Origin of the sequence: Clostridium gelidum, from assembly GCF_019977655.1 — a bacterium.
GTDB lineage: Bacteria > Bacillota > Clostridia > Clostridiales > Clostridiaceae > Clostridium > Clostridium gelidum.
In genome coordinates, this window is record NZ_AP024849.1 from 4,261,253 (window position 1) to 4,285,268 (window position 24,016).

18 protein-coding genes and 1 riboswitch are annotated in these 24,016 nt (G+C 28.6%); of the genes, 3 read left to right on the forward strand and 15 right to left on the reverse strand.

Features of this window, described 5'->3' with window-relative positions:
• Positions 1 to 361: 361 nt before the first annotated feature.
• The 11 genes from psyc5s11_RS19545 to psyc5s11_RS19590 all read right to left on the reverse strand — a co-directional run bounded on the left by psyc5s11_RS19545 (position 362) and on the right by psyc5s11_RS19590 (position 13,735).
• The gene (locus tag psyc5s11_RS19545) at positions 362 to 2,119 is read right to left on the reverse strand and encodes a helicase-related protein (RefSeq protein WP_224034157.1); all 1,758 of its coding nucleotides are present in this window, start codon (positions 2,117 to 2,119) and stop codon (positions 362 to 364) included.
• A gap of 63 nt (positions 2,120 to 2,182) precedes the next feature.
• The gene (gene pepT / locus psyc5s11_RS19550; protein ID WP_224034158.1) at positions 2,183 to 3,400 is read right to left on the reverse strand and encodes a peptidase T; all 1,218 of its coding nucleotides are present in this window, start codon (positions 3,398 to 3,400) and stop codon (positions 2,183 to 2,185) included.
• Between the two features lie 85 nt (positions 3,401 to 3,485).
• On the reverse strand, positions 3,486 to 3,611 hold the full coding sequence (locus tag psyc5s11_RS27920) for a hypothetical protein (RefSeq protein ID WP_258712362.1): 126 nt from the start codon (positions 3,609 to 3,611) through the stop codon (positions 3,486 to 3,488).
• 153 nt (positions 3,612 to 3,764) lie between these two features.
• Positions 3,765 to 4,337, reverse strand: a complete 573-nt coding sequence (locus psyc5s11_RS19555) for a xanthine phosphoribosyltransferase (RefSeq protein ID WP_224034159.1) — start codon at positions 4,335 to 4,337, stop codon at positions 3,765 to 3,767.
• A gap of 327 nt (positions 4,338 to 4,664) precedes the next feature.
• Positions 4,665 to 4,766, reverse strand: a riboswitch (purine riboswitch).
• Between the two features lie 51 nt (positions 4,767 to 4,817).
• Positions 4,818 to 6,101, reverse strand: coding sequence for a DUF4179 domain-containing protein (locus psyc5s11_RS19560; protein ID WP_224034160.1), 1,284 nt, complete (start codon positions 6,099 to 6,101; stop codon positions 4,818 to 4,820).
• A 93-nt stretch (positions 6,102 to 6,194) separates the two neighbouring features.
• Positions 6,195 to 7,466, reverse strand: coding sequence for a DUF4179 domain-containing protein (locus psyc5s11_RS19565; RefSeq protein ID WP_224034161.1), 1,272 nt, complete (start codon positions 7,464 to 7,466; stop codon positions 6,195 to 6,197).
• A gap of 377 nt (positions 7,467 to 7,843) precedes the next feature.
• Positions 7,844 to 9,583, reverse strand: coding sequence for a FapA family protein (locus psyc5s11_RS19570; protein ID WP_224034162.1), 1,740 nt, complete (start codon positions 9,581 to 9,583; stop codon positions 7,844 to 7,846).
• A 378-nt stretch (positions 9,584 to 9,961) separates the two neighbouring features.
• On the reverse strand, positions 9,962 to 10,288 hold the full coding sequence (locus psyc5s11_RS19575) for a hypothetical protein (protein ID WP_224034163.1): 327 nt from the start codon (positions 10,286 to 10,288) through the stop codon (positions 9,962 to 9,964).
• Between the two features lie 76 nt (positions 10,289 to 10,364).
• On the reverse strand, positions 10,365 to 11,225 hold the full coding sequence (locus tag psyc5s11_RS19580) for a S66 family peptidase (protein ID WP_224034164.1): 861 nt from the start codon (positions 11,223 to 11,225) through the stop codon (positions 10,365 to 10,367).
• Positions 11,226 to 11,398: 173 nt separating this feature from the next.
• Positions 11,399 to 12,880: a cellulase family glycosylhydrolase gene (locus tag psyc5s11_RS19585; RefSeq protein WP_224034165.1), complete on the reverse strand. Its 1,482-nt coding sequence runs from the start codon at positions 12,878 to 12,880 to the stop codon at positions 11,399 to 11,401.
• 318 nt (positions 12,881 to 13,198) lie between these two features.
• On the reverse strand, positions 13,199 to 13,735 hold the full coding sequence (locus tag psyc5s11_RS19590) for a CPBP family intramembrane glutamic endopeptidase (protein ID WP_224034166.1): 537 nt from the start codon (positions 13,733 to 13,735) through the stop codon (positions 13,199 to 13,201).
• 117 nt (positions 13,736 to 13,852) lie between these two features.
• Here psyc5s11_RS19590 and psyc5s11_RS19595 point away from each other — a divergent pair, with 117 nt between their 5' ends.
• The 3 genes from psyc5s11_RS19595 (at position 13,853) to psyc5s11_RS19605 (ending at position 16,561) form a co-directional block, all read left to right on the forward strand.
• On the forward strand, positions 13,853 to 14,449 hold the full coding sequence (locus psyc5s11_RS19595; RefSeq protein WP_224034167.1) for an accessory gene regulator ArgB-like protein: 597 nt from the start codon (positions 13,853 to 13,855) through the stop codon (positions 14,447 to 14,449).
• 73 nt (positions 14,450 to 14,522) lie between these two features.
• Positions 14,523 to 15,254: a LytR/AlgR family response regulator transcription factor gene (locus psyc5s11_RS19600; RefSeq protein WP_224034168.1), complete on the forward strand. Its 732-nt coding sequence runs from the start codon at positions 14,523 to 14,525 to the stop codon at positions 15,252 to 15,254.
• Between the two features lie 686 nt (positions 15,255 to 15,940).
• Positions 15,941 to 16,561 carry a sensor histidine kinase gene (locus tag psyc5s11_RS19605; protein WP_224034169.1) on the forward strand — a complete coding sequence of 207 codons (621 nt, stop codon included), beginning with the start codon at positions 15,941 to 15,943 and terminating at the stop codon, positions 16,559 to 16,561.
• A gap of 4 nt (positions 16,562 to 16,565) precedes the next feature.
• Here the strand turns inward: psyc5s11_RS19605 and psyc5s11_RS19610 are convergent, their stop codons facing one another.
• The 4 genes from psyc5s11_RS19610 to psyc5s11_RS19625 form a co-directional block, all read right to left on the reverse strand.
• Positions 16,566 to 18,401: a glycoside hydrolase family 44 protein gene (locus psyc5s11_RS19610; RefSeq protein WP_224034170.1), complete on the reverse strand. Its 1,836-nt coding sequence runs from the start codon at positions 18,399 to 18,401 to the stop codon at positions 16,566 to 16,568.
• A 348-nt stretch (positions 18,402 to 18,749) separates the two neighbouring features.
• A complete protein-coding gene (locus psyc5s11_RS19615) occupies positions 18,750 to 18,890 on the reverse strand; it encodes an AgrD family cyclic lactone autoinducer peptide (RefSeq protein WP_224034171.1) in 141 nt (46 codons plus the stop codon).
• A 180-nt stretch (positions 18,891 to 19,070) separates the two neighbouring features.
• Positions 19,071 to 21,668, reverse strand: coding sequence for a glycoside hydrolase family 9 protein (locus tag psyc5s11_RS19620; protein WP_224034172.1), 2,598 nt, complete (start codon positions 21,666 to 21,668; stop codon positions 19,071 to 19,073).
• 30 nt (positions 21,669 to 21,698) lie between these two features.
• On the reverse strand, positions 21,699 to 23,921 hold the full coding sequence (locus psyc5s11_RS19625; protein ID WP_224034173.1) for a glycoside hydrolase family 48 protein: 2,223 nt from the start codon (positions 23,919 to 23,921) through the stop codon (positions 21,699 to 21,701).
• Positions 23,922 to 24,016 lie beyond the last annotated feature (95 nt).

Here is a 24,016-nt window from a genome sequence, read left to right on the forward strand (position 1 = left end):
CGCCTCCCCATTTCATCATTATAAAAATCTAATCCAATTTTATTCATATAATGCTATACATTAAGTTCCTAATAAAATATTATTTGTACTAATAATATTTTTATTACTAATTTTGAAACTATATTTAGGTTGTTAATTTAAATTTCTATATTTCCCTTTTCTTACCTTGATGGTATCACTTCCAAGGCTATAAATCAATGTAAACTTTTTCATCTATAAAAAATATAACGTGCTTAAACTTCTAATTGTCAATGCCCAATTATCAATAATTGAAAATTGAGCATTTAACATTAGTACTTCTAAATTGTAAATTTATTTTAACGTATAAGTATAACTTCATAAGCTCTTTATATCTATATTCTTAAATTCTCAAAAGTATTTCATTTATTTCTTCACTTATCTTAACTCTTTCATCATAAACCCATTTTACATCCATTTTCAAACTGAATATTTTACAAAATGAATAATACATATTTATCTTTTGATAATATATTTCTAAATCATCTAAATTGCCATTATAGCACTGTGGAAGAAATAATTCTTTTTGCTTGTTAACAAATAGCTCATCTACATAATCTAAAAATGTATTCATTAATTCATCTCTTGTCACATCAAAAGGAACCTTTAATAAATCCCATTGTATTTCTTCATTAAGTTTATATTTTTTTATTTTATCTAAAATTAATATATATTCACTAATATCCATTTTTTTATAATAATCTAACTTTTCTTCGCGAGTGCTCCAAAGGGCAAGTTTCTCATTTAAAGGTAAACTTCTAATATTAAGTATTGCCTCTGATGGGCCAATAACAGCTTCTCTTATAGTTTCATCTTCAGCTTCGAGTTTAGATTTAATTATATCTGCATTTCCACCTACACTTGCAATATATCCAGTATCATAAATTCCAATTCTTCCTGCACGTCCTCCAACCTGTTTTATTTCTTGTGACGTTAATTCTCTTACTTCTTCTCCATCAAATTTTCTTATACTGACAAAAACAATTCTTCTTATAGGTAAATTTACTCCCATTCCTATAGCATCAGTAGTTACAAGTACCTTTGTTTCTTTATTTACAAATTGTTCGTATTGCATTTTTCTAACTTCTGGTGGCAAATCTCCATATATTATACTAGCTCTAATTCCTTTACTAGAATACTCTTGTGCTATTTCTAGTACTCTTTTTTTAGAAAATATTACAATAGCATCTCCTTCTTTAGTATCGTTGTAATTAAAGTTTTTATATTCAACTTCTAATGGAATATTTCTTTTGTATTCTTTTATTTTATATTCATCTTTGCAGTCATTTATCATTGTTTCTAATATAAATTTTGAATTAGCAGCTCCACATATATGTATTTCATCACAATCTAGACCTAGTACTGCTCTACTCCATGCCATACCACGAAATGGATCTCTAATCATTTGAATTTCATCAATAACAGCTATATCATAATGCTCTTTTAAGTTAACCTTTTCTATTGTACATGAAGTATGAGTAGCACCTACATTTATTATTTCTTCTTCCCCAGTTGAAAGATTACAGATTACTCCCTCTCTATTAAGCTTTTCAAAATTTTCTAAAGCAAGAATTCTAAGTGGTGATAAATACACACCCTTCTTTGCAGTTTTAAGCCTTTCAATTGCATTATAAGTTTTTCCAGTATTGGTATCACCTAAATGTATATAGAACTTCCTCTTCATATGTCTAGCCCGAGTGTATTCATCCTTAGGATTACTTGGAAAATTCTCTTCAAATTCCTTTGCAATTAATTTAGGAATATGTTGTTTTGTAAGTATAGTCATTATTCCTTGGTTTAAATAATTATTGTAATTTCCACGTAAAACATCATAAAAATCAAATTCAGTATTATTTTTTTGATTATAAGAATCAAGCATTCTCTTTGAGACACTTTCTAGTATATCTTCATACCTTTCGCAGACTACTTTAAAGTCTTTTAAACTTTGATCTTCCAAGTCTTTAAGCTTTTTGAGTTTCTTTCTTATTGAACTTTCATGTTCTATAAGTGCTCCTGGTTTTGAATGTTCTACTATTTCTTCTATTTGATTTATTTGACTTTTATATTTTTTAAAATCCCTTTGTGCTGCATTATTCTTCATTTATTCCACTCCATATATATAGCTTCTATTGTGATAAGATCTTGGTTGCACTTCGTGCCTTTATTAATTGGCATACCTCTTCAATATTTCAATAATAATATTTGTGCAAATATCCATGCCTTCTACTGTAATATGTTCAAATTCTCCATGGTATGCAAACCCACCAGTTCCAAGGTTAGGACAAGGTAATCCCATATAGCTTAAAGTTGCTCCATCTGTACCACCACGAATTGGTTCTATAACAGGTGTAACATTTAAAGTTTTCATAGCTTCTGTTGCATTATCTATAAGATGAAAACAAGGTTTTATATTTTCAATCATATTTTTATATTGATCTCTTATTGTAGCTTTTACTGTGCCTGCACCATATTTTTCATTTATAAGCTTTTCTGCAAGTTGTATCATTGATTTTTTGACTTCAAATTTTTCAGCATTATGATCACGTAAAATATATTCCATAGTTGCATTATCTGTATTTCCACTAAGCTTTTCTAAATAATAGAAACCTTCATACCCTTCAGTATATTCTGGTCTTTCTGCTGCTGGTAACATTGAGTTAAATTCAATAGCTACATTTAAGGCATTTATCATTGTATTTTTTGCAGAGCCTGGGTGAACTGATACACCACTAATTTCTATTTTGGCTGCTGCTGCATTGAAGTTTTCAAAAGATATTTCGCCTTCCTCTCCTCCATCAATTGTATATGCAAAATCTGCCCCAAAGTTTTTCACATCGAAAAAGTGTGCTCCAAGTCCTACTTCTTCATCTGGAGTAAATCCTACACATATTTTCCCATGAGGGATATTTTCTTTCATTATAACTTCACATGCTGTAAGTATTTCTGCAATTCCTGCTTTATCATCAGCTCCAAGTAATGAAGTTCCATCAGTCGTAATAAGAGTTCTACCCTTTAAATTTTTTAACGACTTAAATCTCTCAGGTGATAAAATACTATTGTTTCCTTTTAAAACAACATCTCCACCATCATAATTTTCAATTATTTGTGGTTTTACATTATCTCCATTAGCTGCTGGTGCAGTATCCATATGAGCTATAAGGCCTATACTTAGCTTATCCTCATACCCTTTTGTCGCTGGAATATAACCATATACATAACAATTATCATCTAACTTAACATCGCAAATAGCAAGTTCCTTCATTTCCTCTACAAGTATATTGGCTAAATCAAATTGCCTTAAAGTTGTTGGATGTGTATCCGAATTTTCATCTGACACAGTATATACCTCAACATATTTTAATAAACGTTCATAAGCTTTCATATATTTCTCTCCTTCTAATTACGTATAATCTTCCTTAAAATAGATTCTCATTTAATAAAAATTATTTTTATTCTTATGTTTAATTTTATATAAGTTTGCTCTTATTCTTATCTTCTATACTTTTTAGATGTGCTTCTGTATTATAACTACCAAAAAGAGCTAAAGCAATTATATTGTCTTCATTTTCAATTTCAAACTCTCTTAAAAACATTTTACCTCCATATGAGCAAATTTATTAATTCTATTTAATTATATTATATAGCATAGTATGTAATTTTTGTATAACTAAAAAGTATGCTAACGTGATTTATTAGCATACTTTTTTATTTTGTATATTTTTTTATTAGAATATAAATAAATTTATTTATTTCACAAATTCTATAGTTCCCTTCGACAGTTTAGCTATTCTTGCTAGTGAATAGACATCATAGCCCTTATCTTTTAGCATTTGTGGACCTTTTTGAAAAGATTTTTCTATTACAATACCAATTCCAGCAACTGTTGCTCCAGCTTCTTCTACTAACCTTGCTGCTCCAAGTGATGCTTCTCCATTTGCTAAAAAGTCATCTATAATTAATATATTATCGTTTTTATTTATGAATTTTTTAGATAGTGTTAATTCATAATTCATATCTTTTGTAAATGAATGCACTGTTGTTTGATAAACATCACCATTTAAAATTTTTGAATTTTGCTTTTTTAATGTAACCATAGGTAAATTCATTTGCATTGCTGTCATTACAGTTGGTGCAATTCCTGAACTTTCAATTGTAAATATCTTTGTAACCTTATGATTTTCAAAATAATTTTTAAAATATGTACCCATTTCATACATTAATTCTGAATCAACTTGATGATTTAAAAACGAGTCAACCTTTAATACAGTTTCTGATAACGCTTGACCTTCTTCTAATATACGCTTATGTAAGCTTTCCATTACTACTCCACTCCACTCTTTTTTTCTTTTAATACTAAGTTTAAATAAATGCTATAATAGTTCCAATTGAACTACCTGATGAATTTAGGCATAATCAAAAAAATAATAAGTCAGCATGCTAGTCTATTTTGCTTCATACTTCATCACCATATTCACCTAATAGCCCACTATGAGGCAAATATACTTCTTCGTCTGAAGCAAAATATACATCGCATCATGGACTTGTTATTTTCTTTCATATGCCTTAAGTAAACTTTTCCAAAATAAAAAACACCTCAATTTTAAATGAGGTGTTGTATTTCTAGATAAATATATTTAATAATACTTAAAACTAAAACACTACCTCGTAGTCTGCTAATTTATGGATAGCAGGTAGAAACTTTCCAACCATATCATCGGAAATATACGAGTCTTTTGTATGAACTGTTTGTTTATTATATCATATTCGTGCTTTTCATACAAATATTTTAGTTTTTATATTTATTTAGATATTTGTATTTCATCTCCTACTTTAAATTTGTCTATTTGCTTTATCATACCTTCAAAATCTAATTCAACTGTTTTATCTTTATCTACATTATTAAATTCCACAATGTACCCAATAGCATCTTTTGAATCTTTATAGAAACTCATATTTGATCTACTATCATATATATTGTTATAACCTAACTTATCATCTCCAAGATTATAATACATAAACATATTACTTGCCATTAACAAACTTTCTTTATCAGAAGTACCTTTGCAATATACTTTTATAGTATTATCTTTTCTTTCAATATTATATATTTCTCCCTTGCTTCCATCAGAAAAATCAAATGATTTAATATAACTTACATTGTTAATTGTTTCCTTATTAGCTTCTCTTTTCTCATTATATCCGTTCTTTTTATTATCATCATATATTTTTCTTGTATCATTCCAATTCATATTACAAACCATTGGTATTATGCTTATATTCTTTTGATCTTTTACTTTTTCATAAGTTGCACACTCAGCCTCATAACTTCCAAATTCTAATCTATCCTTATCTGCTGAAGAATAACCTCCAGCAGATATTGTCTTAAACATTTTATCTCCAACTTTTAATATTATTGCAGAATATGGTAAATTCGAAAAATCATTTTCTACTCTTTTACTATAATCTCTTGCAGGTTGACTATAAATAATTCGCGTTCCCATTATATTGGATTCTAATTTGTTTAAAGTAATACCAAACTCAGGTATTTTTGCAGATATATCTTTTTCAATTGTATTTTTAAATGATTGTGAGAAATCTACATATGCATTTAACCCCACATTAACTTTATAATTTGGAAGTACTATATCAATTCTTAACTCTCCCTTTTCTGGTAATTCTTCATCACCAGTATTTCTTTCTAAGGTTATTCGTAATGTCTTTTCATCTGGATGCTCATATGATACCCCTTCACTATCACATTTATTATCTCCATAGGTGAGTTGTGCTATTGCATTATTTAATTCACTTTCATCAAAAGACTTTTCATTTTCTACTATAACTGTTGCTTTTAATTTATGTTTTGTTGCCACAATCTTATCTATTGTTATTTTTAGTCCATTCTTTTCAATACTACTATCTTTATTTACAATGTAACTTTTATTTTCAGTCAAATTTACATTTGTATTATAAGATGAAGTAGCTTCTACACTATCATCAGCCAAAGCTCGCATTTCCATAATTCCAAAGCTTAACATAATTCCTAATATAGAACTTAATAATTTATTTATCTTTTTATTTATCATAAAATCTCCTCACTTTCCCCAATTTTGTATTCTCATATATTAAACATTTTATAAAATTTTTAATTCTAATTAATATTATTAACATCAATAATATTAATTAGATAATTTTATTTCATTTTCTAGTTTATATTTATCAGCATTTTTTATTATTGTGTTAAAGCTTAATTCTACTATTTTATCTTTTTCAACATTATCAAATTCTACAATATATCCAAGTGATTCTTTTTGGTCTTTATAAAAACTCACATTGTCATTGTCATAAAAGACATTATCCTTGTTTCCTTTTATATATTGATAGTTCATATCGATATTGCTTACCATTAATAAACTTTCTTTTTCAGATTCACCTTTGCAATATACTTTTATACTGTTATCATTTCTTTCTATCTTATATATTTCTCCTTTTGATCCATCGGTAAAATTAAAGTTTTTTTCATAACTTACATTATTAGTAGTTTCTTTACTAATGTTTTTTTCTTTATTTATATCTTGTTTATATATTTTGTCTAATTCATCCACTGAAATATTGCATATTACAGGTATTATACTTATATTGTTTTCATCTTTAACCTTATCATATGTTGCTAATTTTGATTCATAATTACCTATTGATACTCCATCTTCTCCTGAATAACTCCCATTAGAACCTGTTTTATACATTTTATCTCCAACTTTTAATACCATTGCTGAATTAAATAAAGTATCACTTTTATCCTCTGTATTCTCATCTCGTTTAGGCTTGCTATAAGTAATTCTTGTTCCCATAATGTCAGATTCTAATTTATTTAACGTATAATCAAATTCTGGTATTTTGCCTGAGATATCTTTTTCAATTATATTATTAAAAGATTCTGTAAAATCTACAGGTATATCAATTCCTATGTTAACTTTGTAATTAGATAATACTACATCTACCCTCATTTCTCCATTTTCAGGATATTCCCCTTCATAATTATCTTTTTCTAAAGTTACAATCATGGTTTTATCATTTATATACTCAGAACGAGAATTAGTATGACTATGAGAATCTCCCTTTCCATAGGTTACCTCAAAAATTGAATTATTACGTTTCATTTTTTCAAAAGATTTTTCACTTTCAATTTTAAGTGTTACTTTCAATTTATGCTTAGTTGCTGTTGCTTTTTCCACAGTTACTTTAAATCCATTTTGAGTTGCACTTTTATTTATGTTAATTCCATAATCTTTATACGTAACAGCTGCAGAAGTTGTACTATTTGAATATGCATAATTAGCTTGTACATTATCATCTGCTAGAACTGGTAATTCTAATACACCTACCCCTAACATAAATCCCATAATTCCTAAAATAGGTCCTAGACTTCTACTTAATTTTTTATTTACCATTAATATACCCCCTTGGTATTTTTGTGTAATATTACTTTATAATTGATTTTAACCTTATATTGTAATTATATCAATCTATTTGAATATTAATTTTCGCTTAAATTTAGAATGTATATTGGAATTAACAATTGACAATTTAGGATGAAATCACTACGTGATTTTTTTAATAATTATTACTGCACTTGTAGAAAACTAATTACAATATATATAATTTATTTTTAGAAGCCTTATTTATGTATATAACTTTAGTATTAATTAGCCATTTAGTGATAATATCGATAAAAATAAGGATAATTTGTTTTCATTAATTCATAAAAACAAATTATCCTTTTCTCATGTATTAAAACTATAACCCATGTCACCTTATTTTTGAATGCTTACAATGATGACTTACTAATTTCAATTCTTCTAGTTTCTTCATTATAATGTGCATTAATATTTTCATAGGTTTCTTCTAGAATCATTCTTGTTTTTCCAAAGCAAAATATTGTATTTTTAAACGCTACAGCAGCACTTATCTTTCCAGATGTAGGTACTATAAGTGTTGTAGGTATATGCGCCTTACTACCCACAATTCCTGCACTAATATTTTCTCCAGCTGATAAAATTCCGCCTCTTGCTACAGAATCAGACCTTGTAAAAAGTATATCTTTCATTGCTGTAAGTTCCGATATATACTCGCCTCTGCCACCTATTACTATATTCCCAGTAGACTTTATACTGCAATCCTGACAATATCCTACTCGTATATCCAATGGTACTATTATATGTTTGTCATAATAATCTATCTCATTTTCTAATATATTAAGAAGGGTAACTAAATCATTTAAAGATTTCATATTTAAAATATTATATCCAAGCACCTTATCCTTAATAAAATCCACTAGCTTATTATGCTTTGTTTTATTTTTTATATTTAGTGAAACTATGTTTAAGGCTACTTTTTGAAAATCGCCAAAATTTTTTTCAGTTAAAGTTCTTATAAGGTCACTAGTTTCAAATTTTAAGCTATTAATACTTAATTCATTTATAGAATCAATCATTTTTAATACAACATCTCTAAATTCAGTCAACACATCTGAATACTCTTTCTTTCTTATATCAATTTGTCCTGATAAAATTTTTGAATTAATTGCATTACCGAGTATAGTTATTTCTCCACCAGTAACTACACTTGAAGTATTGACATTTTGGCTTACATCGAGCGAACCTCCTGCATTGACAGACATATTATCATCAACACTATCATAAACCTCTATATCTCCATAAAATTTAATATTACAAGTATTCATATTTACAGATTCTACAGTATAAATAGGGTTAACACTTACATTATTATTAGCTATATGTGCTTTTCCATCGATGAGAGCTATAATATTACTATCTTCAACTTTACATCCACTTAAAATGTTTATTGGCATTTTTCTAATATATTCTCTCTTTATTGCTTTTCCAAATACATTAATTCCATCCTCGCCAATAACTTCCGGAATAATTTTTGCAATCCTATCTCCTGCATTAACATTTGAAATTCTAAATAGATTTTTATAATCAAAGTTATCATTAGAATCAATTTCCGGAAATACCATTTGAGTTGGTGTAAAAAATAACTTTACTTCACTTGGTATATCTTTAACTGGTTTTTTACCTTTTGCAATTAAAAATTCTTGCACGCATCCTTCTGCTGCTAATTGTAATTGCTCTTCATTGATTCCGTAGACTACACCCTTTTCTTTTAGTATTTTCTTTAATTCAAAAATAGTGAAATGTTCCGGCTCCTTTTGAGACACTATTTCAGTAGATATGGCTAAGTTTAAAAATGCTTCTCTATCTTTTAATTTATACTCAGTCTCAGGAGTATAAACTACATTTATGTACACTTTCATTTTATCTTCAGAAATAATTACATTTGCTTCCCTAATAGATTCAGTTTTCTCACAAGTATATGTTATTTTATCACTTGAAGTTACTTCATATACCTTGTAAATATCACATTCCTTATCATTAATAAATAATTTTACATTTTTACGAGCTTTTATTGTTATACGTTCTTCTTTTGAACTATCCACAACTATTATTTCTCCATTAAGTACTTTAGCTCCCTCATCATTTTCCATAACTTCCCCCAAAATAAATATTAATCCCAAATATGTTAAAAACGTTACTCATTTTAAATATATCATTTATATTTAAAATGAACAAGAAAATAATTACATTCACTTATGTAATTATTTTCAATTCATTTATCCCTATTTTTTGCAAAAAGATAGCTGTCTAAAATAGAACTTTTTTCTACTTTTAGACAGCCTAATCCTTTATGTGCTTTCTTCTAAAACGAAAATGATTTTGGTTACACTTAATAAGTTCTTGGTTGTGCTTTCCACTTTTTTTATATGTGCGTGCTTTATTTATCTAGGAAATGTTCTTGATTGCACTTAATAAATTCCTAATTGTGCTTCTCACTCTTTTTATATGTGCGTGCCTTATTTATCGGGTTATATTTTAAAACTCAAAGCTAATTGAGTTAACCTTTCTGCTGTTGCTGTTTGTTGTTGCGCTACTACAGCAACTTGCTCAATTGCTTTATTTGTTTCCTGTATACCAACTAAAATATCTTCTGAATTACCTTTAGTATCTTTCATATTTTCTGCTATAGTTTGTACAACTGCTGAGATTTCTTCTGTAGATGCATTTAATTCTTCACTCATTGATGCAATATTTTGAGATGTATCACTAATAAAAGCTGCATCATTTTCATAATTCTTTCCAGTATCAATCAACAAATCATAACCTTTTCGTACACTATTATCAATATAATACAATATATCTTTTGAATTGCCAGATAAATTTTGAAAACTGATTTGAACATTTGAAACTACATTTTGTCCACTTATATAGTTATGTTATTTCTATTCCTCCACCAATGACAATACATTTTGAATCTTTTCCATGGCCAATTTCATTTGTTTTTATAATTGGCATATTAGTATTATTTACAACTTCTTTTATTATTTCTATTATGCTTGGATTATATTTTTCTCGTTCCATCTCTGTGTAACTTCCAAGTATTACTCCTTTGACTTTTTTAAATACACCCATTTGTTTATATTGAGTTAAATATGTTGTCATCTTATGTACATCTCCATTTAGACTTTCTAAAAATATGATTTTATCTTGAAAATCCGGCATGTATTCTGTACCTGAAAGTTTTAATAAGCAACGAATATTTCCTCCTACAACAATTCCTTCCATAGAATTTCCTTGTATCCACTCATAATTAAAATTTAGAAGTTCATTTCCATTTCCCATAAATGTACTTTTGAATTCTTTAATTTGTTTATTCTTATAATCTTCTATTAAATTTCTTATTTGATAAAGATAAGTTTTTATCTTTATTTTTGAATATATAGAATTTAAAATTACAGATAAATCACTATATCCAAAGAAAGGCTTAGGATTATGCCTTATAATTTCGTAATCTAAATAATCCAAAACTCCATTGGCTAAATCTCCACCTGATACATCAAATATAGCTTTTATACTTGAATCCTTAAAAAACTTCATTAAAATTTCAGCTCTTTCTTTTCCAGTTCCATTAAAATCGGAAATTTTCCTATATATTTTATCACTAAGCACAGTTTTGAGACCAATCAAATTTAATGTATTTTCTAATTGCGTCATCTTTATTATGTTACTTTTATCTAAACCATTAGAGCAGGCAACAATTCCTACTTTATCTCCATAATTTAATAAATCCATATTATGTTTACTCCCTTCGAATATAAATTAAATTTTTTAATTACATTCAAAAAATAACAAATTCATATGTTATTTTCTTTAATAACTTCGCTTAAAATAGTAAAAGTATCTTCTTATAATTTTATCACAAAAGAAGATACTTTTTAAGCTACTATATATATGAAAGGTTTATTTCATCCTAAAAGTGATTTTTTCAAGTTAAAAAGATCAGAAGTATTAATTCTTCCATCTTGATTTATATCTGCATTTTTTATATTTATTTTATTTGATGGCTCCATTATATATTTTTGTAATACTATATAGTCTGAAATATCTACTTTACCATCACCGTTTATTTCACCTTTGTTTATTGCAGGATCTACTTCTGAATTTCCTCCAACATGTGTACCATTCTTACCTAAATTTACTTTATGATCTAAGCCAATACATTTCCCACTTTCTTTTTCTTGCCATAAAGTAGGTTTAACAAGTGCCATTTTGACATTATCCACAGTTTTAAAATCATACCCAAGAATTCCACCAGTATCACCGGAATTAGGATTCAAACACCAAAATGTATGATTAATATTCTTTTCTTTAATTAAATCAGCTAGCGCTTGCATCCACTTTTGATTATCTGAACCATCCATCTTTCCGCCCCATTCTCCTATTAATAAAGGTGCTAAATTTTTTTCTTGAATGTAAAACCAATTCGGCTCCCAAGCTTCTTTTAATAAACTATCTTTAGTAAACCCATTTTCAAACCACGGTTGCATTGACACTCCTGGACCATAATCATGTGGTGAATATACTACTTGATTTGGATGACTTTCTATATTCACGGGATAATCTTTAACGCCTCTAAGATTCCCCCCCCACCAAGTTCCATAATAATCGTTAATGTTCTTAGTACTATAATCAAAGCCTTCCTTAGGATATGTCTCTACACCCTCTACCATAATTAAAAGATTAGGATTAATATCTAAAATTTCTTTACCTACTTTTTCTGCCTCATATTTCCAATTATCTATATCTGTTGAGCCATCCCATTTAGCACATTGTTCTTGTCTATAAGCCTTTCCATGTGGTTCATTAAATATATCCATGGCAATTACAGTATCATCATTCTTATAATAATTTGCAAGCCATTTCCAACATTCTTCATAATCCACAGCACTATATTTATCAGTATACCATGTATTAGATTGGCTTTCATTTATAACTCTATGCATATCAAGCATTACTTTTATACCCTTTTTCTTACAAGTAACTATAGATTTATCTAATATCTCTAAACTATTTTTATTTTTTAAATCTGGATTAATACTATCGTTAATTGAATCTGGCATTGGATATTTCCCTTGCCTCCACTCATTAACCAGTTGTACTGATAACGGTACTCTTAATGTATTAAATCCATTATCAGCTACTTTATCCAAAATATCATCTAATGTATTTGCCCATAATCCATGATAAGAACAATTGGGAGTTTCATTCCCAAACCAAGCAATACCAGCTAATCTAACTTCATTTCCAGATGAATCAAAAATTTTACTTCCATCAGTATGAAGATAATCATCCTTGCTGTCACTCTCTGCAGCAAATACAATAGTTGGCGTTATTAAAGCAATTAGCATAATCATAACCATTGCCACACAGTTCGCTTTAATTTTCATTACCCCGACCTCCTTTATTCTTATAAATATATAAATTTCACAGAATAACTTCACAAATAGATTGAATTATTCTATTTATTTACAATTTTACATATTTATTTGATTATATACAAGTCCATAATCGCTATCACCTAATTTTAGCACTTAAGATACTTTATGATTTGTATTTCTTATTTCTAGCCCTAATTTTACTCTTTTAAGAAATATGTCAATTCATATTCATATCCCTATTATTCATACAATGTATGGAAAAAATAGATGACCAATATGATGCATAAGGCACATCTTATCAATCATCTATTTTTTTCTTTTATGTATCTATAATCCAATCCATATGCACAAGTTGAATACTGAATGACATATTATAGGTATCCACAGAGATTTGTATTCTTTAAATAAATATCCGAGTGCAAGGCTTACCATTGAAATACTAATAGCTGCTCTTATAATATCTGTATTAGAATTTATCCATGTTGGTATATGAAATGATACAAATATTACTGTAGTTAATAAATTAGCTTTCCAAAATTTCATATGATTAGACAACTTCTGTAGTAAAAAGCCTCTAAATGGAATTTCCTCAAGAAATCCTACTAACAAACCACTTATCCATAGTATACCTAAATTTAGATGAATTGAATTGAACCTAGTAATTGCATTTTTTGTAATAAGTAGTATTATAAAGAGAGAACTTACTATAATTGCTATTAATATGCCTTGTTTAGAATTACCTATGATTTTTAAATAAACTAATGGATTTACTTTATCCTTTAGCTTTAAATAAAGAATTACTGGAATTACAAGCACAAATAAATTTATTAATAACATGCAAATATATGAACTTATACTGTCCATTATAAAATATACCTCCAGAAAGCAATTTTTGTATAATACTAGTATAAAATAAATATTTGATTTATACTAGTATTATACAAAATTAGATTATTTTAGAAAGGATTTGTTTTATAAATTATGATTATTACAAATAAGCTAAGTGAAAAATGTTTAAATTTCATAAAAAATAATACGCCCATACTTGAAGAGGATTTAGAAAAACTTTACTATGGACTACAGGTTATCATGATGGATACGTCTAAAACAATTCTTTTGCTTACAACTGCATATTTATTAGGAGTATTAAAATATACATTTATTGCATTTATCTCTTTTGCAACTCTTAGACGTTTTGCTTCTGGAGTTCATGCAAATTCAACCTTACAATGTGTGATTATTAACTACATACTATTTTTAGGTAACGTTTACTTAAGTTTAAATTTCTCTATAAATATACTAGTACAGTCTATTATATTTATAATAAGTTTTATACTTGTATTTATATATGCACCTGGAGATACTGAAGAAAGACCACTTGTAAGTAAGAAATTAAGGAAACGCTTAAAAATAACCTCTCTTACAATCATTATTATTTTTTATATTATAATTTTATTAATTAAAAATAATATATATACTAATTTAATAACTTATTCTATTTTAGAAGCTTCTTTAATTATTACGCCTATAGCTTATAAACTATTTGGTAAAAAAACTAGTAATTATAAAAATATCTAATTATGTTCACGTGTGCTATTTTACTATACAGTTATATTTCATATTTTAATTTGTAACTTAAGGGGGAGAATCTATGAATAACATTATAATTTGCGAAGATAATATCCATGAAAGAAAACAACTTATATCTATTCTCAATTCTGAAATTGAAAAATTCGATTGTAAAATTGCTCTTTCTACAGGTAATCCTTATGAAGTTATTCGACATATTGATAATCGTACAAGTAGTTTTATATATTTTTTAGATATTGATTTAAATAGTGACCTTAATGGTTTTGAATTAGCAAAATTAATAAGAACTTATGATCCTAATGGATATATTATATTTTTAACAGGTCATGCTGAATTAACCTTACTTACTTTTCAATATAAAGTACAAGCTCTTGATTATATAATTAAAGGAGATATTAATGTATTAAAAACTAAAGTTTCAGATTGTCTTATTGCGGTACATAATAATTTAACTGCTGCTAACACAAAAGTTGATAATACAATTTCAATAGATGTTGGTAACAATATACTTTTTTTAGATTTTAAAGATATTTTATTTTTCGAAACTGCTGGTACGGAGCATAAAATTTCTGTTCACACACATAATGGTCAATCAGAATTTTATGGTACCTTAAAAAATATTGAAAAAACAGTATCTTCTGATTTTTACAAAACTCATAGATCCTATTTAGTTAATACAAAAAAGATAAAATCTATAGATAAAAGTAATATGGTTATAGAAATGACAAATGATGAAATGTGTTATGTATCATTACGATATTTAAAGGGGTTGTTGAAAAAATGCCTACATTAGCAATTAAAATAATTTACCCCTTGCTTTTAGTTCTTATGTTCCTACTTCCAGTTCTTAACTTTACTTTTTTTATAAAGCCAAATAAGAAGATATTATTTATATATTCATTAATAGTATATATGTTATATAGTTATTTACTGCTTAATCATATTAATAACGTTTTATTTTTAATACCTCTAGTTCTTTTTATCTATTTATTAATAATATATAAAAAAGTTGTTATTTCTATTCTTCTTACTGGTTTAATATGGGTAATGATATCAATTTCAGACATTATTACAGGAGTAGTATTTATATCTTTTCTAAAATATAGCATTGCTGATATAAGTAATTATTCTATACCAGATTTACTATCTCAACTTTGTCTTCTTTTTAGTACCTTTATTCTTAGTAAATTAACTAGACTAATTTTCCTAAATATTTTTAATAAATTTGATATTAGTTTTGAAAGCCTCAAGAAATCTTCCATCACATTTTTTTTTAGTATTATATTAATTGTATTTTTAATTCACCACATATTTTTATCCACTATCCCAAACTCATTGGATAGTTCACGTATGTTATATAGTGCACTAACTTTATCTATATTTTTTATATTTGCTGTAGTTATTCTGTATTACAGATTTCGCTCTTTATTAAATAAATATAAAGCTAATGAATATTTGCAATTAAAAGATTATACAAATATGATTGAAAATACGTATTCAGATTTAAGAAGTTTTAGACATGATTATTTAAATATACTTTCAATATTAGAAACCTATATTGAAAAACAAGATATGGATGGCTTAAAAAAATTTTACTATAATGATTTATTACCCGGAAGCAATATAATTATAAATAAAGATATATCATTATCTTTGCTATCTCATGTTAAAATAAGCCCATTAAAATCGTTAGTGTCTTCAAAGATTAATAATGCTCATTCACAAGGAATAGACGTGACAGTAGAGCTAATTGATGATATCGATACTATTAATATGAGCACTATTGATATTTGTAGAATTACTGGTATTTTGCTTGATAACGCAATAGAATCTAGTATTTTATGTGATAATAAATTTATTCATTTTGCTATAATAAAAACTGATACTGAAATTATATTAAACATATCTAATTCATGTTTAAGCTCAACACCTCCTATTCATAAACTTTATGAAAAAAACTTTTCTACCAAGGGAGAGAACAGAGGTATTGGCTTAAATAATATAAAAGATATTATTAATAACCGTTATAAAAATATTCTTTTTAATACTACAATCGATAATTGTATTTTTAAGCAGGAATTAATAATAAACAACAAATAAAAACTTAAACACCTAAGATTATCTTTTTTAATGCTAAAAGATCTGCTGTATTAATTCTTGTATCTTTATTTATATCTGCATTTTCCTTATTTATATTAATTGCTTCTCCAGTTATATATTTTTGTAGGGCTGTATAATCTCTTATATCAACTGTATTATCATCATTTACATCTCCAGTTACAAATGTGCTCGGATCTGCATTTTGCTTAAGATCTAATATTATATGGCATACTGTTAATTTGGGAACTGTATATTCAAATTTGTTATCTGTAATATTGGTTATAGGAGCTTTTTCTGTAATTTGTGCACTGCTTTCATCAAAAGCCCACACCTTTCCTGATCCATAAATTTTATTTCCAGCTATGTTAAAGTTCATTGTCATAGGCTTATCATAATTTTTATTAATAATTATTACATGTAATTTAGAAGCATCCTTGCTGTCTAATGCAGAATATACAGATGAATTTTCAACATCAGAAATTTCAGCTTTAACTTTTATATCTCCATAAGTTGACTTTTTACCATCATAATTTCTATATAAATTAAATGCTGCCTGTGTATAATCACTTTTACCGCTAAATGGCCATAATGCTGCAAAATATACATTTTGATTAGCAAATACACCGAATACATCAGCTTGAGCAATTCCGCCTGATATATGATTATTTCCACCAAAATTATACTCTGTTATTCCTAATTTTGTTCCTGGATAATAAGTATCAATTGAAGTTTTCATTTTAGGAATAATAGGAAGATTAGAGCTTTGCCATTTACCAATCCAGCTATCCTCATTATAGGTTGGATCCCATAATGTTCTCGCTGATTGGATACGAGCTTTATTACAATCAACATTAGTATCATTACTTTCAGTTACTCTGATTCCTCCACCTGTAGCTTCTGAATAATAGTGAATATCAAATACATCTAATAGTCTTTTTCCTTCTTTTTCAGATGCTTTTTTCATGTTATCTAAATAATAATCTGAAAACCACTTGTAATTTCCTTTTACATTATTCCAATCTGGTGCACTATTTAAATCTAGATATGAACCCATTCCATATAAAACTGGTCCAAATATTTCTGCACTTGAATCCATATCTTTTACCATTTTTGAATATTCTGTGCTTTTAGATATAAGTTCTGCACAGGTTACTTTATCTTTATGAATTCTAGGATGCGTATTAGCCCAAAGTCCTGGTTCATTATCAAGACTATATCCTTTAATACCTGTATTAGTATATGATTTTCCATATTTAGATATAAGCTTGTCTACAAATTCATCCATATAAACATAATTGTCAGTTAAATCTGGTGTTTCAGAGAAATTACTTCCCTTTCTCACTTTAACTTGATCCCATCTTGCTGAAGCTGCTGTTTCTGCTTCACTTACAATTCCATTTTTATCTTTAGCAACATATCCTGCCATGGGTAAAGTGACAATGGAATAATTTGATCCATTATTCAGTATTTCATCTTGATAGTCTGTGACTACTTTTCCTGGAATGTTTTGAGTATTATAAGGTTTATTCATATTTAAATAATTATCACTGGTATGCTTCCAGTCACTTCCTGCATTAGACGCATTATTTTCCCAATTGTATCCTGTTAGCCTATTTCCACTAAGCCTGCTTCCAGTTGCCACTTGTGGAATTGTACCTTCATTCCCATCAAAATCATAATTAGCCCCATAAATATATGGACTAATTTTAACATTGTCTGCACTTGTATCAATTCTCACATTAATTTTAGCTGTATCTTCTGCATGTACATTTATCATTGGCAGAAATGAACTTGTTACTGCTAAAGCTACTAGAAGTGCTACTGCTTTTCTTCTTTTCATTATTATCATCTACTCCTTTATTATATAATTTTATAAAAAACAATTTAATCTGTTATAATTAATAAAATGGGAAGTATTAAACTTATGTTCTTTTTATTCATTAGCTTTTCATATCTCTATTATCCGCCTAGTACGTACCTTTCTCCACTAAAAATCCTAAATAATACACAATTGCTCACTATTTCATATTTTTAATTTTTATTAACATTTGCGACAGTATTTTCTTATTTTAAGATTTCTTTATTTTTTTGAGTATTCCTTAGTATAAAAAAACGCTTGATACATAATTAAAATTATGTATCAAGCGTTTTTTTTATTATCTACTATGGATTTACAAGTAAGTTATAATTAATCAACCTTGTATAATGATTTTGGCATCTTAGGTTCCTCACAAAGACTACCACACATCGTAGATGCAGTAGTTGCAACAAGCATTGCAACTGCAGAAAGAGATAGTGCTAAAAAGCTTTTAATTCTAGTAATTTTCATTTTAAGTCCTCCTATTATAATATTTTATTTTAAAAATTTATTTATAATAATCCAAGTTATTTTTAGTTTCTGTACCAACATTTTAACTTAGAACATAATAAATATTATTAATTAAAACGTATTGTTATCGTTAACATAAGAAAATTATACTATAATTTTCTTATAAATGAAACATTTTTTTTAATTACTTGTAATAATTTTTCTTAATGCAAAAAGATCTGCTGTATTTATTTTTCCATCACTATTTAAATCAGCGTTCGCAGTGTTTATATTACTGTTTGAAGGATCCATTATATATTTTTGTAATGCTATATAATCCATACTATCAACTTCACTATCACTATTTAAATCACCCTTTATACCACTACCAGATATATTTGTCCCTCCATTATCATCCATATATGAAGTAATCCAAGCAAAAGGTGCATTCCAGTTAATTGTAATTTCATTTGTAGACCATGATTCTATATTATCCATAAAACATTTAGCTCCTGGTTTTACACCTGGCTTCCAACCTGAGCCCTTAACCCATGGATCTTCTAATCCAGAGTTTGGACCACCTGACATACATCCTGCTGGTGCTTTAGGAAATGAGTTATCTGCTTGATATGACCAAAAACGATGATGTGGGTTTTCAAGTGGATTACTACCATATCCTGTAATATAACTTTGTACATTTGCATTACAACCTAATAAATAATCCATAGCTCTAGCTGTTCCATTAATATATTTGCTGTCTGTTTTACCGCTAAAATCATTTGCATATGCCATTACAATAGCTTCATTTGCAACAGTTGAATTGGATCCCCAAGGATATCCTTTACTTGTAGTATCAGATACTGGGCTCTCACTCATAGGTGTACCATAACCTTCTTTATTTTCAATATCAATAAATGTATCTGCTGCTGCTTTAATATTGTTTCTTGCAGTATTTACATCTTCTTTTGGCAGCCCATTAGGAACAAGTGCTAAAGTTATTGTTCCTAGTCCTTGTATATTTCCCCAGTTAAAACAACCTGATACTCCTTTGTCTTCTCCTCCAGTTAACTTTGTAGGCATTTGTAAATAATATTTAGAATTCTTAATATAATCTAAATATTTACTCTCACCAGTTGTTGTATAAAGTTCACATGCCGCCCAATAAAATTCATCTTCAACATGATCATCTCCATAATTTCCACCTCCAACACTACCTGTAAGTGGTGCATATATATCTGGATGAGCGACAGCTGCATCCCACGCTTTTTCAGCTGCACTTAAACACTTATTTGCAAAAGAATTATCATAAGTTTTCCAAGTACGAGCTCCTTGTGCTGCAATAGCTGCAAGATTTAATGTAGCTGCTGTACTTGGTGGTTGTATAAAACGTTTTTGAGGATCTTGATCTGGACGTACTGCAAGTGCTGTCCAGCGTTCGTCATGTGCTTTATGATGCACCATTCCCGCCAATTCATTTCCAGCTGGTACTTGCATCTTTAAAAGTGCTTCTAAATTCCAACGAGATTCATCAAGAATATCTGGCTTTCCATTTCCACTTTCAGGAATATTTATTGTATTATCTCCAAAAGGAGTTTTTGTCATATCTTGCTTGTTATATAATGCACGTTCATATTGATTCATCATTGTCCAAGTAGATATTCCACCATTAACTACATATTTACCATGATCTCCAGCATCATACCACCCGCCTGTTACATCCAAAGTATAATTTCCATTATACCAAGTACCTGGTGCATTACTTACTACGTCACTTGGATGTCCAGCTGGTCTAGCTAAATCAGCTCTTCCACTGTAAGGCATTTTTATATCAATACCACTTCTATTATGATAAAAATATTTTATAGCATCAGATTTCATTTGCGTGTATAAATCTGTACCAATTTTAAATTTCATACTTTCCTTAGGCGAGACATCTGCAGAATCCACCTCTAATTTATAGCCAGTTCCTTCTGTTTTGTAATCCGAAAAATCAATTGTATGAACCTTATCGCCTGATGCTGAATCTTTTCCAAATACGGTTGTTATTCCAGATTTTACAACAGTATTACTACTATTTAATAGTCTCCATGCTATAGGTATAGTTGAACTAGAAACTACAGTAGCCTTCTTTTCAAGATTTGTAAAGTATCCTACTTGATTAACACGAACAGCATTTGTTGGTTCTAATATTGGAGGTTCGTATCCTTTAAATTGAGGATCTTTAACATATATATTATCAAAAGAAACTGTATATGGAAGCGTAGCTCCTGTACAATCCCCAACAAGATGGAATGCAAATTCACATTGCTTATCTGTAGCATCATTCATCCTGAAAGTTCTATTAAATGTTGTAGGAACATTAGCTTTTAAGCTTATCGGTTCCCAATTATTATTCCAATATTCTTTATAAGGATCCCCTTGTTGACCAATCTTAGGATAAATTTTACAGTCAACTGTAGGTGTTACTGTAAATGACACATCATAAGTGTGACCTTGCTCAAGTACTAATCCTCTATGACGAAATTGAATAGCCCATCTTGTGTCCTTTGATCTTGCCTCATCTGGTTTTATTACAGTTATGTTAAATTTACCATCAGAAATATCAAATTCTCCATGAGCTGGGTAAGTTTCAACTTGAGTCCATGGTAATCCTACTCCGCTATCAAAAGTACTATTTCTTATTAAGTTTCCTGCACCAACTAAATTACTACTTGCTGCATTAGCTAAGGCTGGTGGCATACATGAAGATATCATAATAGCTCCTAAAGCTATTAAACATACGACTTTTTTTCTTATCATTATTGTTCCCCCTATTTATCCCTTATTATTTTACTCATTCCCAAGTACAGTTTTTCTTAATAAAAATAAATCTGCTGAATTAACTCTTGTATCATTATTTAAATCAACATTTTCAGCTTTTATTGGAACTGTTGGATCTAATATATATTTTTGCAATGTAATATAATCTTGAATGTCAACTGCTCCATCTCCATTTGCATCTCCAGGTAATTTATTATCAATTATTTCTTTTGATAAAATTGAAAAAGTACCATTTGCTATAGCTGCTTCTGATTCTGCCCAAAAACGATGATATTTAAATGTTGGTGCAGTTCCATTCTTATAAGCCTCTTCTACTTTTGCAAAGTCAGGATCTTGTTTGTATTTAGAACGAATATCTAAGAAACTTACACCAGATTTAATTTCATCACCATTAGGCATTTTTCCAGTCCATCCATCTGGAGTATATACTTTTGTGTCAAACATTTTGCTATAATCTGCACGTTCTTCTTTAACTGATAATCCTTTATCATCTTGGTTCAAATTCCACATACGATCAAGAAGTTCTTTTGCTAAATTTGTATAAGATGCATCATAAGTTGAATGCTTACTCTTTCCTACACTATAGTACATTAATGTATTAGCTAATGATGATGTTACTCCAATATCTTGTGAATAATCTTTTACCTTAACATGAAGACCTGAATTGCCTGTATAATTTCCATCCCATGTATCTGGCTCTCCTGACCAAGTTAAGTTATTTGGTACTGCATAAGTTCCATCTGCATTAAGTTTAACTACGCTTTTAACCCATTTTGACCATTTATCAAGTATTGCTTCTGCTCTCTTATCTCCTGTCTTATAATAAAGTTCAGCAACACGTTGCATTGACCATGTTTGCATACCAAACCAGTTATTACTTGGTGGATCACGATATACAGGTGCCCAGTCATAAGCCATACCATAGAAGGTTGGTGTTCCTTCTGGATATTTGCTATAACTTCCACTTTCTGTAGTTAATGAATTAGTTGCTCCACCTGCTATTCCGCCTTCTGAAGACTGTAACCATTGATAAAATTCTAATTGACGATCTAAACTCTTATCCCAATCAGATTGACCATTTGTTGATTTAGGTTTAAAGTCGCTATCTTTTGACAATACCCATGCTGCCATTGGGTTTTGATATCCAAAGTGATTATGACTACTTCCAATCTTCCAAGACCAGCCACCATCAGCTCCACCGCCCCAAGCATAGTACCATGACATTAAATAAGATTGACTAGTATTTGACGGATTATCTGTTCCTACACCAATAGGTTTGAAGTATTTATCAAACATAGAATATCTTAAATAATCTCCCATTTTTGTTGCCTTAGTTACATATTTACTAACATCTTTACCTTGAGACTTTGCCCATTCATCAGCCCAATATGTTGCCTGTATCGCACGTGCATCTGCATCTGGTGCATCTGTATAGCGCCATTGTTTAGAATAATTATTATCTCCTGTAAATAAATCTAAGAACCCATTTTTTCCGCCTGATTTAAATGCTTCATATGAAGGTTGAGGTATTGTTTTAAAACATGATTCTTCTTGTCCTCTTTGGAAAGTATTTATATATGATGGTGCCGTACTTTTTTCATCTCCACGGTTGCCAAATCCATACCAATTATCAACATCAAGAAGCCAATGCATTCCATACATTTCACTTGATCCATATGCATTCTTTAATTCGCTACTAATTGGATCCTTTCCAACTGGCGCTCCAAATTGTAATTTACTTGGATACTTATTTATAGTTGGATATTCATTTGCAAGTGTTGCTGGACTATCAGGCTTATATGAATTCATTCCAGTTTGATCTTGGCCATGAGGTATGATGTATTTATCTGCTGATTCCCATGCATCTCCAAAATTAGACCAATTATTTGTGAATTTTCCGTACATTGCTTCTAACCACATATAGTAACTATAAGCTTCACTAGTTGTTTCATGCCCATAATCAGGTGCTTCACACATTAATGTTTCTACTGAATGATAAGGAACCTTCAAAGTTTTTCCATCTTGAGTTATATCTCTGAAATATCCATTTTTTGAATCATGGATTTTTCCCCATAAGCTTATAAAACGTTGTTGGTATTCATCAGTTGCTGTAGTAGTTGTTGAAACCTTTTCAATTGTAGCTGCCATAGCTGCACTACTAAATACTGATGTAAAACAAATTGTTGAGCACATAATAGATGCAACTATTATTTTTAATTTCGCCTTTATCATTGTAAATACCCCCTATTATAATTTTTTGTTTTGTATTGGCTAAATCTTAATTTTTATTAAAATTTAGCCAATACCTTAATTAAATCTAATTAAAA

What these genes read in the sequence shown, in the direction of transcription:
- psyc5s11_RS19555 (WP_224034159.1), bottom strand. Translation starts at nt 4,337, where the DNA reads ATGGAAAGCTTACATAAGCGTATATTAGAAGAAGGTCAAGCGTTATCA.
- psyc5s11_RS19590 (WP_224034166.1), bottom strand. Translation starts at nt 13,735, where the DNA reads ATGGACAGTATAAGTTCATATATTTGCATGTTATTAATAAATTTATTT.
- psyc5s11_RS19625 (WP_224034173.1), bottom strand. Translation starts at nt 23,921, where the DNA reads ATGATAAAGGCGAAATTAAAAATAATAGTTGCATCTATTATGTGCTCA.
- psyc5s11_RS19565 (WP_224034161.1), bottom strand. Translation starts at nt 7,466, where the DNA reads ATGGTAAATAAAAAATTAAGTAGAAGTCTAGGACCTATTTTAGGAATT.
- psyc5s11_RS19560 (WP_224034160.1), bottom strand. Translation starts at nt 6,101, where the DNA reads ATGATAAATAAAAAGATAAATAAATTATTAAGTTCTATATTAGGAATT.
- psyc5s11_RS19605 (WP_224034169.1), top strand. Translation starts at nt 15,941, where the DNA reads ATGATTGAAAATACGTATTCAGATTTAAGAAGTTTTAGACATGATTAT.
- psyc5s11_RS19620 (WP_224034172.1), bottom strand. Translation starts at nt 21,668, where the DNA reads ATGATAAGAAAAAAAGTCGTATGTTTAATAGCTTTAGGAGCTATTATG.
- psyc5s11_RS27920 (WP_258712362.1), bottom strand. Translation starts at nt 3,611, where the DNA reads ATGTTTTTAAGAGAGTTTGAAATTGAAAATGAAGACAATATAATTGCT.
- psyc5s11_RS19585 (WP_224034165.1), bottom strand. Translation starts at nt 12,880, where the DNA reads ATGAAAATTAAAGCGAACTGTGTGGCAATGGTTATGATTATGCTAATT.
- psyc5s11_RS19580 (WP_224034164.1), bottom strand. Translation starts at nt 11,225, where the DNA reads ATGGATTTATTAAATTATGGAGATAAAGTAGGAATTGTTGCCTGCTCT.
- psyc5s11_RS19615 (WP_224034171.1), bottom strand. Translation starts at nt 18,890, where the DNA reads ATGAAAATTACTAGAATTAAAAGCTTTTTAGCACTATCTCTTTCTGCA.
- psyc5s11_RS19545 (WP_224034157.1), bottom strand. Translation starts at nt 2,119, where the DNA reads ATGAAGAATAATGCAGCACAAAGGGATTTTAAAAAATATAAAAGTCAA.
- pepT (WP_224034158.1), bottom strand. Translation starts at nt 3,400, where the DNA reads ATGAAAGCTTATGAACGTTTATTAAAATATGTTGAGGTATATACTGTG.
- psyc5s11_RS19610 (WP_224034170.1), bottom strand. Translation starts at nt 18,401, where the DNA reads ATGAAAAGAAGAAAAGCAGTAGCACTTCTAGTAGCTTTAGCAGTAACA.
- psyc5s11_RS19595 (WP_224034167.1), top strand. Translation starts at nt 13,853, where the DNA reads ATGATTATTACAAATAAGCTAAGTGAAAAATGTTTAAATTTCATAAAA.
- psyc5s11_RS19570 (WP_224034162.1), bottom strand. Translation starts at nt 9,583, where the DNA reads ATGGAAAATGATGAGGGAGCTAAAGTACTTAATGGAGAAATAATAGTT.
- psyc5s11_RS19600 (WP_224034168.1), top strand. Translation starts at nt 14,523, where the DNA reads ATGAATAACATTATAATTTGCGAAGATAATATCCATGAAAGAAAACAA.